Origin of the sequence: Herbaspirillum sp. UBA812 (genome assembly GCF_002296545.1) — a bacterium.
GTDB classification, from domain to species: Bacteria; Pseudomonadota; Gammaproteobacteria; order Burkholderiales; family Burkholderiaceae_D; genus Herbaspirillum; species Herbaspirillum huttiense.
Genome location: NZ_DBIC01000129.1, coordinates 1 through 5,787, shown reverse-complemented (window position 1 = coordinate 5,787; position 5,787 = coordinate 1). Strand labels below are relative to the sequence as shown.

The window sequence follows — 5,787 nt, the reverse complement described above, 5'->3', positions numbered from 1 at the left end:
CTGGCCGGCACCGACTTTCATGATCGCGCTGCTGTGGCGCAAGCCGCTGCGGGAGTGGCCGGTGTATCTGGTGGCCGTGATGGTAGCCATCATGTTCGTGGGCCAGCATGATCGCCTCAGCGTCTATACCGATGCCGGATTTGCCGTGCTCAACGCATTCGAAGTGGCGGCGTGCGCGCTGGTCGGACGACGCTTCGTGGCGCGCGACGGACAGCTTGATACGCTGCGTCGCCTGAGCCGCTTCCTGTTGTTGCTGCCGGTCGGCGTCATCGCCGTGGTCGCCGCCTGCGGGGCCACGCTGGCGGTGCACGCGATGCACGGCAACTGGTGGCACGAATGGAGCACCTTGCTGGTCGGCAACGGGCTGGCGATCCTGGTGCTGGTTCCAGCCTTCCTGACCTGGTCCGGCGCGCACGGCAATGCACGCCTGCTGAGCCTGCCTTCCATCCTGTGCTCGTTGATGGTGCTTTGCGCATTGCTGGCAAGCGTGACTTTCGACCTTCCCGAGGAGGTAATGCGGGTCATGCTGTCGCTGGCGCTGGCCGGCGCGGCGCTGTATGGCGGCATGCGCAGCGCGACCCTGACCATGAGTACGGCGGCGGTGCTGGCGGTGCTGCTGACACTTTACGATCTTGGTCCTTATCGCCAGGATGGACTGGACAGTACATTGCGTCTGCAGATCGACCTGGCTGGCTATGCGATGCTGACCTTTTTCATCGCGGTGGCCATGCGTGAACGCCAGGCACTGACGCTGCGCATGGAGCAGATGCGACGCTTCGAATCGTTGGGCCTGATGGCCGGGAGTATTGCCCACGATTTCAACAATGTGCTGGGGGCCGCCGGGGGGTATGCCGAACTGGCCGCCGAGCGCCTGCCCGCAGAGTCGCCAGCGCAGGTTCCCTTGCGAGAGGTGTGTTCGGCGGTGGCGCGCGGGCGTGATCTGACTGAGCAAATACTGCTGGCGGGTCGACGCGGCGATCGCCAGCGTGCGCTGCTGGACCTGCGCGCGCCGGTCGACGAAGCCGTGAGACTGGCACGGCCGCTGTGCCGCGAAGGCATTCACATCTTCTTCACCCCGCCGGAGCAGGCGCTGCCCGTCCTCGCCAATGGCGGACAGATCACGCGAGTCGCGTTGAACCTGATTCGCAACGCCAGCCTGGCGGCGCGCCGCGAAGTGCGCGTCAGCCTGCATCATGGACAGGCAGAGGCCGCCGGCTTGATGATCGGTGAGGTCCCGCCCGAGGAGGCGGTCTGGCTGGAGGTGACGGACGACGGCGCGGGCATTGCGAAGGAACACCTGGCCCGGCTTTTCGAGCCATTCTTTACCACCCGTGGCGGTCCGGGCGGCAAGGGAACCGGCCTGGGCCTGGCCATCGTCGCTGGCATTGCCACCGAACACGACGGCGGGGTGGCAGTGCTGACCAGCCATGAGGGCACAGTATTCCGTCTGCTACTGCCGGTGGAGTCGCAACTGGCTGCCCAATGGGCCCGTAGCGCGGATGCCGACGCTGCGCAAACTCCGTCCTCGCCGATTTCATCAACAGGCGAGGTCATCACCCCGCCGGTGCCATCGTGGTCGGGATCGCATGATACGGCGTCGGAAATGACCGCCGACGACAGCACCAACGTGATGGAGTGGCAAGGGCAGGGGCAGAGCGTGTTCCTGGTCGACGACGATCCTGCGTTGCGGCCGCTTTACCAGCGCTGGCTTTCCGGCATGGGTATGGAGCCTATCGGCTTTGCCGATCCGGTCGAGGCGCTGAACGAATTGACCATTGAGCCGCGCGCCGTGGACCTCTTGGTGACTGATTTGGACATGCCGCAGATTAGCGGCGAGGAATTGATCGTGCAAGCGCGGGCGCTGCGCGCCGACTTGCCCGTGCTGCTGTGTTCGGGCAATCATGCGCGACTCGACGAGATGGGCAGGCAACATGACCTGGTCACGCTGCGCAAGCCGTTCAATGAACAGGGACTGCGCCGTGCCGTTCAGGCCGCGCTGCGCAAAACGGAGGAAGAGCAAGAATGAGCACCGTACCACCCCCCAAGATATTGGTCGTCGAGGACGATCATTCGATGCGTCAACTGCTGGTGGAATATCTCGCAGGACATGGTCTGCCGGCCGACAGCGCCATCAATGCCGCCGAGGCCAACGCCGCACTGGCGGCGAGGTCCTATGACCTGGTGCTGCTCGATCTCGGATTGCCCGATGCGGATGGTGCCGAACTGGCGCGCCTATGGCGCCGGGAAAGCAATATGTCCATCATTTGCGTGACGGGAAGGGATGAGGAGGCGGACCTGGTCATGGGTCTGGAACTCGGTGCGGATGATTACATCACCAAGCCGTTCTCGTTGCGGGAAGTGCTGGCACGCGTGCGCGCCGTGCTGCGCCGTACCGGCCAGGTGGCACAGACCCCTGTGACGCGCGGAAAACACCCACGGGCCTATCAGTTCGCCGGCTGGAATCTCAATCTCAATACCCGCCGCCTGACGGCGCCGGACCAGCGCAGCGTGGCGCTGACCAATGCCGAATTCAACCTGCTGGTGGTGTTTCTCAGCGCACCCGGTCGCATCATCTCGCGCGAGCAACTCATCGAGGGCACGCGCGCCTTCGATGACGTGTATGACCGGGCCATCGACGTCCAGATTCTCCGGCTGCGGCGCAAGCTGGAAGCTGATCCCAAGAATCCGGCATTGCTGCGTACCGAGCGGGGGGCTGGCTATTTCCTCGATACCGAAATCGAGACGCTGTGGGGCTGAAGCTTTGCAGACCCGTCATTGAACTGAAGAGGATTTCCACTTGGATCTGACCCAACTCTCAACCATCGGCGGCGCGCCGGTCAGCGAGGCCCAGCCGGCCGGCACCGATGTGCGCGACCAGCCCGAATTCGACCTCCTGCAAAACGAGATCGCCAAGCTATCGAGCCCGGCCGGAAGTGGTGGCGTCGACTGGGAGCAGGTCGTCAGCCAGGCGGCTGCGCTGACCTCCGGCAAGGGCAAGGACATCATGGTGGCCTGCTACCTGGTCGGCGGCTTGCTGCAGACCCGGGGACTCGAAGGCCTGGCGGTCGGGCTGCAGGTACTTGACGAGATGCTGCAAGCCTACTGGGATGGCATGTACCCCCCGCTGGCCCGGCTGCGTGCGCGTCGCAATGCGCTGCAATGGTTGATGGACCGTATCGCCTCCCACGGCAGCGAACACGACTGGTCCTCCCTGCCACCGCAAGAAGCGGATCTGGTCGAAGCGTTGCGTGAGCGCCTCAAATCCATCGATGCGTTCGTGGCGGCCAAGGATGCTGATGCCCCGTCGCTGCGTCCGGCCGTCAGCCAGGTTGGCAATTTGCTGGTCAAGGAGAGTACGCCACCACCACCGCTCGTGGTGGCCGCGTCTAGCTCGACCCCATCGGCCGCCCAACCTGCGCCTGCAGTCGCGGCGAGCAGTGTGGCGGCGACTGTTGGCCCCGCCAATAATGCAGTACCGCCAACCATGGCTGCCATTGCCGCTGGGCCGGTCGATACCCCCGAGGCTGTCGAACAAGCCAGCAGCGAGGCACTCCAGCGACTGGCCGATATAGCGCAGTGGTTGGGGGAAGGTGAGCTGAATCAACCGACCGCCTTCCGACTGAACCGGATTGCTGCCTGGGCCGGCATCGAGCAACTGCCCCCCGCCAACAGCGGCAAGACCAATCTGCCGGGCCCGGTGCCGCAGGTGCAGGAAGCGCTCAAGGCGATGCAGAACCGCCAGGCGGATGAAGACATCGTGCGTTTTGCCGAAGCGCAACTCGCGATCTTCCCGTACTGGCTCGACCTCAACGCCATCGCTGCCGAGTCTTTGCAGCGACTGGGACAGGCCTATGACAGTGCGCGCCGCGAGGTCATCGGTGCCAGTGCCTGGCTCTACGCCCGTCTGCCCGGCATCGTCGCGTTGTCGTTTTCTGGTGGCATGCCCTTTGCCAGTCCGCAGACGCGTGAATGGCTGGGGAGCCTGGGGCAGGGTGCTAGCGCTGGGGGCGTCAACGCGCCACTCGTCGATCCGGCGCAGGCTGCCGCTGGCAAGGCACGTGCGCTGGCCGCCGAGGGTGACTTGGGGGCCGCAGCCCAATTCCTGCAGCAGGCCATCAGCGAGAGCCAGGTACCTGCACTGCGTTTCCGCTTGCGCGTGCAGTTGTGCGAACTGCTTTTTTCGGAGCGGCCTGGTGCCAACCTCATGCCTTTTGCGCGCATGCTGGTCGACGAAATCAACCGATTCAACCTGACCGACTGGGATCCGCCACTGGCCTCCGCCGGGTTAAGCGCAGCGTGGCGCATTCTTTCCGCCGACGATGAATTGAAGGCGGAGACCGACGGCTTGCTGGCGCGCCTGGCGAGCATCGATGCCGAAGCGGCGGTGCGACTGGTCACCTGAGTGGCGGTGCACTGTCGATCAGGCGCATCTTGACCACGGCGACATCACGAATTTTTCACGCGTGCGAGACTTCAACATGACAAAAACAATCATCATCCTGTCATTCGGGCTGGCCCTCAGCGGGTGTGCTACCGAGGCCTACCGGGCTGCTGCGGACCAGTGCTCCCCCGCGGCCTATGCACAATACCCCGTGATCAACCAGCAGAAAATGGAAATGCGCACGCGCTCGGTCCAGGTGCCTACCGGCCAGACCAAGTGCACATCCACGGTCAACGGCAACAAGACCGACACCACCTGCACCGACCTTACCCGTACGGAATATCAACAGTATCCGGTCTATGTAACGGTCGACATCAACGAAGACGGGCGCGACAAGGTCATTGCTGCCTGCGCCCGCGACAGGTGCCTGAAAACCCACGGCAATCCGGACTGCGAGTGAAGTGGATGTGAACCTTCCTGCGCCATCGGACCGGTCAGGACATGTCTGGGGCAGCAGTGTCGCTCACGATGGCCAGCCGTTCCTGCAGAACGGCGCTGCTGGTAAGACCGATCATCTCGGAGAAGGGCGTACGCGCCATGGAGGGCAGGGCTGGGGAAGCGAGACTGCTTTGGGCGTGAAGGCGTTCGATGAGGGTTCCATAGTTTTCCTGGCCACCCACGATGACGTCAAACCAGTTGAGATAGGCGCGCTCGACGTTGGGCAACTGGGTCAGTCTCCGGCTCAGGCGGCCAATTTTGGTGGCTTGGTCGATGAGGATGATCTCGATTTCGATGAGCGAAGTACTCAGGCGTTCGCGCAGGGCGCCGTCCCAGCGCACGCTGATCTCCGGCAGGAACACATAGCGCAGTCCGCGGACCATCGCCACGCCGTGACCAGATGCAGGGATGGTCGTAAAGCCGTCGATCGGCCAGCCATCGCCCGGGAATTCCAGCACGGCCTTGCGCAGGGGAGCCAATTGACCGATGCGAACCGGATGTTCAAAGAGCACGGTCAGGCCGGGTCGTGCGTTGTCGGTCCATTCATCGGGTTCTAGCGTACGCGCCACGAAGGCGTCGAGCTGCTGGGCTGCCTCGGCCTGGCGAAATACCACCTCGACAAAGGCTGGCGTATTGAAATGCGCTTGCGCCCATACCTCCAGCCCTACCGAGAGTTCCTGGCTGATGCCGTAACGGCCCAGCACTGACTGAACGGAAAAACGCTCGACACCGGGATCGGCTTGCAGGCGTCGTTCGATTGGTGCGATGAATTCGCGAAAGCTGTGACGGCCAGGATAGACGTGGCTGGCAGGAAGAACCGCGCCATTTCCCTGGTTCAAGCGCGCCAATCCGCCGGTGGCGGCCTGCTGGGTCAAGCCGATGAAGTACATGTTCCCTGGTCTTGGAAG

The 5,787-nt window shown here is 63.7% G+C and carries 5 protein-coding genes; 4 read left to right on the top strand and 1 reads right to left on the bottom strand.

The genetic code is table 11. The annotated features are described in order from the left end of the window. The 4 genes from B3873_RS08170 to B3873_RS08155 form a co-directional block, all read left to right on the top strand. Positions 1-2,026, top strand: a 2,026-nt coding sequence (locus B3873_RS08170) for an ATP-binding protein (protein WP_286865178.1), incomplete at its 5' end; no start/stop codon positions are given. After that, a complete protein-coding gene (locus tag B3873_RS08165) occupies positions 2,023-2,757 on the top strand; it encodes a response regulator (protein ID WP_039787228.1) in 735 nt (244 codons plus the stop codon). The genes B3873_RS08170 and B3873_RS08165, both read left to right, overlap by 4 nt. Before the next feature lie 40 nt (positions 2,758-2,797). Then, complete coding sequence (gene tssA / locus B3873_RS08160) at positions 2,798-4,402, top strand: type VI secretion system protein TssA (protein ID WP_286865176.1); 1,605 nt, start codon at positions 2,798-2,800, stop codon at positions 4,400-4,402. Between the two features lie 76 nt (positions 4,403-4,478). Beyond that, positions 4,479-4,841: a hypothetical protein gene (locus B3873_RS08155; RefSeq protein WP_286865174.1), complete on the top strand. Its 363-nt coding sequence runs from the start codon at positions 4,479-4,481 to the stop codon at positions 4,839-4,841. Between the two features lie 34 nt (positions 4,842-4,875). Here B3873_RS08155 and B3873_RS08150 read toward each other — a convergent pair. Further along, on the bottom strand, positions 4,876-5,787 hold a 912-nt coding region (locus B3873_RS08150), incomplete at its 5' end, for a hypothetical protein (RefSeq protein WP_286865172.1).

What these genes read in the sequence shown, in the direction of transcription:
- B3873_RS08155 (WP_286865174.1), top strand. Translation starts at nt 4,479, where the DNA reads ATGACAAAAACAATCATCATCCTGTCATTCGGGCTGGCCCTCAGCGGG.
- B3873_RS08165 (WP_039787228.1), top strand. Translation starts at nt 2,023, where the DNA reads ATGAGCACCGTACCACCCCCCAAGATATTGGTCGTCGAGGACGATCAT.